Origin of the sequence: Marinobacter aromaticivorans (genome assembly GCF_002806975.1) — a bacterium.
GTDB lineage: Bacteria > Pseudomonadota > Gammaproteobacteria > Pseudomonadales > Oleiphilaceae > Marinobacter > Marinobacter aromaticivorans.
The window spans coordinates 1-3,238 of sequence record NZ_NIHD01000032.1 but is presented as its reverse complement, the minus strand read 5'-3'; the positions used below and the strand labels follow the sequence as shown (position 1 = coordinate 3,238).

Here is a 3,238-nt window from a genome sequence, read left to right as displayed (position 1 = left end):
CGCGCCCTACCCGGCAACGACGTTGCCGAAGGACTTGATGCTTTCGAGGACCGGCGCAAGCCGGCTTTTAAGTGCTGAGGAAGAACCATGGATTTCATACTGAACGACGAACAACGCTTACTGGCTACGTCATGCGCGCAAGCATGAATTACCCAAGGACAATTGCGCGGGGGCTGGATTGAATGCGGTTCATGAGAACGCTCCCGACGACCGGCAGTAAGCGAGGCACCGTCCCCCTGCGCCCGCTGGAATTGACCGGAGCGAGCGGCTGGCGGCTGGCGGCCGAAGCCGCTGGCGAGAGCGGCTGGCCGCCCGTCCTCCTGCTCCACGGCGGCGGCCAAACCCGGCATGCCTGGGCCGGCACGGCTCGGCAGCTCGCCGGTGCCGGCTATTTCGCGATCGCCCTCGATGCCCGCGGTCACGGCGACAGCCAGTGGGCGCCGGACGGCGACTACAGTGCCGATGCACTTGTGGCCGATCTCGCGGCCGTTCGTGCCTCGCTGCGCGCGTCACCGGTGCTGGTCGGCGCGTCGATGGGCGGACTCACCTCGTTGCTGGCGGTCGGCGAGGGGCCGCCGGATTTCGCCCGCGCGCTGGTGCTGGTGGACGTCGCCACGCGCCTGGAGCCCGATGGCGTGGCGCGTGTGCTGGACTTCATGCGCGCACACACCGGCGGCTTTGCCAATCTTGAGGAAGCGGCGGAGGCGGTTAGCGCCTACAATCCGCACCGCAAGGCGCGCAACACCACCGGCTTGCGCAAGAACCTGCGCCAGCACAACGACGGGCGCTGGTACTGGCACTGGGATCCTCGCTTCCTCGATCACGCCACCCGTTCCCGCGCCGGCGAGGCACTGGTAAGACAGAAGCGCCGCGAGGCCGCCGCCAGGCGCATCCGCATCCCCACCCTGCTTGTGCGGGGTGGGTCCAGCGACGTACTCAGCCCGGAGGGTGCGCACGAGCTGCAGCAGTTGGTACCGCATGCCGAGCGGTTCGACGTCGAGGACGCCGGTCACATGGTCGCCGGCGACCGCAACGACGTCTTCAGCAACGCGGTCATCGAGTTCCTGCGCCGCAAGCTGCCCGCTGGCGGCTGACGCCTGTCAGCGCAGCGCCGATGCACGGAGCGCACCGGGTGACATTGTGCCCGGGCGAATGGACATCCGACCCGTCAGCGAGGCCGCGCCCGACAGCTGCCTGCGTTTGAACTGGCCATGCGGCAAGCACTGGTGCAGGCACGCCAGTCGGCGTCACTGAAACAATCAACCCGTTGATCAATATCAATAGAGGAACCAGACGATGCCGATTCAGGCCAGTGCGGAAGAGCTACAGTCATTCATGAGAGACCAATTTCCCCAGTCCACCATCGTGGTCGAAAAGGTGGATGAACAGGAAGCGTGGGCACGCCAGCCGGTGGGCGCATCCCACCTGCGTCCCGGCGGCACCGTGTCCGGCCCCACCATGATGGCCGTCGCCGACACCGCCGCCTACATAGTGGTCTTGTCCCATATTGGTATCGTACCGCTCGCGGTCACCAGCAACCTGAACATCAACTTCCTGCGCAAGCCGGAAGCCGGCAAGGCCCTGCTGGCCAAGGGCACTCCTCTCCACCTGGGCCGCCGCTCGGTATTAACCGAGGTGAATATCTATTCGGAAGGCCAGCTGGAAAAGCCGGTAGCCCATGCAGTCGTGACCTACGCCATTCCTTCATCGCGCAGGCGGTAAGGGCATCGCGTCATCGCGTGCCCCCAACGACTTCGCGGCCGACGGCTTCGCCGGAAAGGCAAGTGGAAGCTCAGCCAGAACCGCACTACAGGGCTCGCAATTCCTTTTTCAGGATCTTGCCCACCGGGTTGCGGGGGATGGCGTCGATCAAGCGGGCTCTTGATTATGTAAGAAGCTCAGCAGGCTCACGATCTGACCCAGCGACGGCGGATAATAGACTCATGACACACACTACCGCGTCACGAAACGGTTGGCGGAGCCGCCGGGACGGGGCCGGATACCCTCTCTCGCGGCTCGTTTGACCCGATCTGCGCCAGCAAGGCCGAATTGCGACTGCTTCGATCCAGGCCGTGACCGAGCTCGCTGACCCCGGCCTCCATCTCGGCGAAAGCCTCGGGGAGGGGTTGGCGGTGGTGGCGTGCCCTGGTCCTCCTGGGAAATCCTCCGAGAGAGCCTTCGCGAGAAGGTCAGGGAACAGGCATTATGCGACGAATAGCACAGAACTCGTGAGGATCCGTCAGTGTTCGGGTGGCGATGTTGTGAGAGACCCATTATCGGAGCATCAGGCTTTCTTTAAAACTGTCCGAACCATTGCAGGTCGCTGCGATAGCCTGTCGCCAATCAGCTGATTTTTCAGGCATAGTGTGCCCCAGCCTTCGACACGCTCATGCGGTGACATGACCCTTAACGATATTAACGTCGAGGAGGCCCTGGAGCGGGTCCGGCAGCAGCTCAAGAAAGACCGCATGGTCTCGCAGTCGCTGCGTGCGGCCATCGTTGTGCTGATGCTACGGGTCAAGCTCCGTGTCGATCGTCGGCAACTCCCCAAGGGACGCACTTGCCGCCCAGTCGGCGTCGAAACGCGCCAGGTGCAGGACATCGTGATCCAGGCCGTGGTCACCGAGTACCAGGCTGAGGTCCTCGAAGATGATCAGGGGCAACTCGACGTGGCGCCCTTTCCCGAGGGCGTGACTCGCCCCCTCCAGTATGGCCCGCACCTCAAGGCCCATGGGGTCTATCTTTCCCCGTATCCGCGAGTTGCTGACGTCTCAATGCGGCTTGGCGTTGAGCACCGGCACGCTGTTCACCTTCAAACAGGAGGCCTACCCGCGGGCCGAGCCGTTTGCCGAGTGGGTTATCCCGGCGCTACGTGAAGCGCCGACCTGCATGCCGATGAGACCGGGATGCAGGTCGGTGGCAAACGCGACTGGCTGCACAGCGCCTCCAACGAGACCCTGACCTGGTTGGCTCCACACCCCAATCGTGGCCAGGAGGCGATGGACGCCATCGGCGTGTTGCCCTTTGAACCTTTTCTAATAGGTTGGGGCATCTCTCCGAAAAATAGGGTGAGGGAGGGGTTTCATGGGACTGGCGAGCCGGCCTATTGAAATAGGCTCTAAATAGGTCAGGTGTGTTTCGATGAGCAAAGCAAACGTCTTGCGAAAATCCTCAGAATTTCTCCTTGCCGAACGGGTAATTTCACGGACCTTCTCGTAAAGTTGCCGCACGCCAAGAT

At 63.1% G+C, this 3,238-nt stretch carries 4 protein-coding genes; 3 read left to right on the top strand and 1 reads right to left on the bottom strand.

Annotated elements, in window-relative coordinates; translation table 11 throughout:
* The first annotated feature begins 182 nt into the window (after positions 1-182).
* The 3 genes from CDH48_RS18960 to CDH48_RS18950 all read left to right on the top strand — a co-directional run bounded on the left by CDH48_RS18960 (position 183) and on the right by CDH48_RS18950 (position 2,876).
* Complete coding sequence (locus CDH48_RS18960) at positions 183-1,094, top strand: alpha/beta fold hydrolase (protein WP_198515546.1); 912 nt, start codon at positions 183-185, stop codon at positions 1,092-1,094.
* Positions 1,095-1,335: 241 nt separating this feature from the next.
* Positions 1,336-1,722, top strand: coding sequence for a PaaI family thioesterase (locus tag CDH48_RS18955; RefSeq protein WP_227521185.1), 387 nt, complete (start codon positions 1,336-1,338; stop codon positions 1,720-1,722).
* 677 nt (positions 1,723-2,399) lie between these two features.
* Positions 2,400-2,876, top strand: a complete 477-nt coding sequence (locus CDH48_RS18950; protein WP_198515545.1) for a hypothetical protein — start codon at positions 2,400-2,402, stop codon at positions 2,874-2,876.
* A gap of 159 nt (positions 2,877-3,035) precedes the next feature.
* On the opposite strand, the gene CDH48_RS19535 is transcribed toward CDH48_RS18950, so the two are convergent.
* On the bottom strand, positions 3,036-3,238 hold a 203-nt coding region (locus CDH48_RS19535), incomplete at its 5' end, for a hypothetical protein (protein ID WP_227521184.1).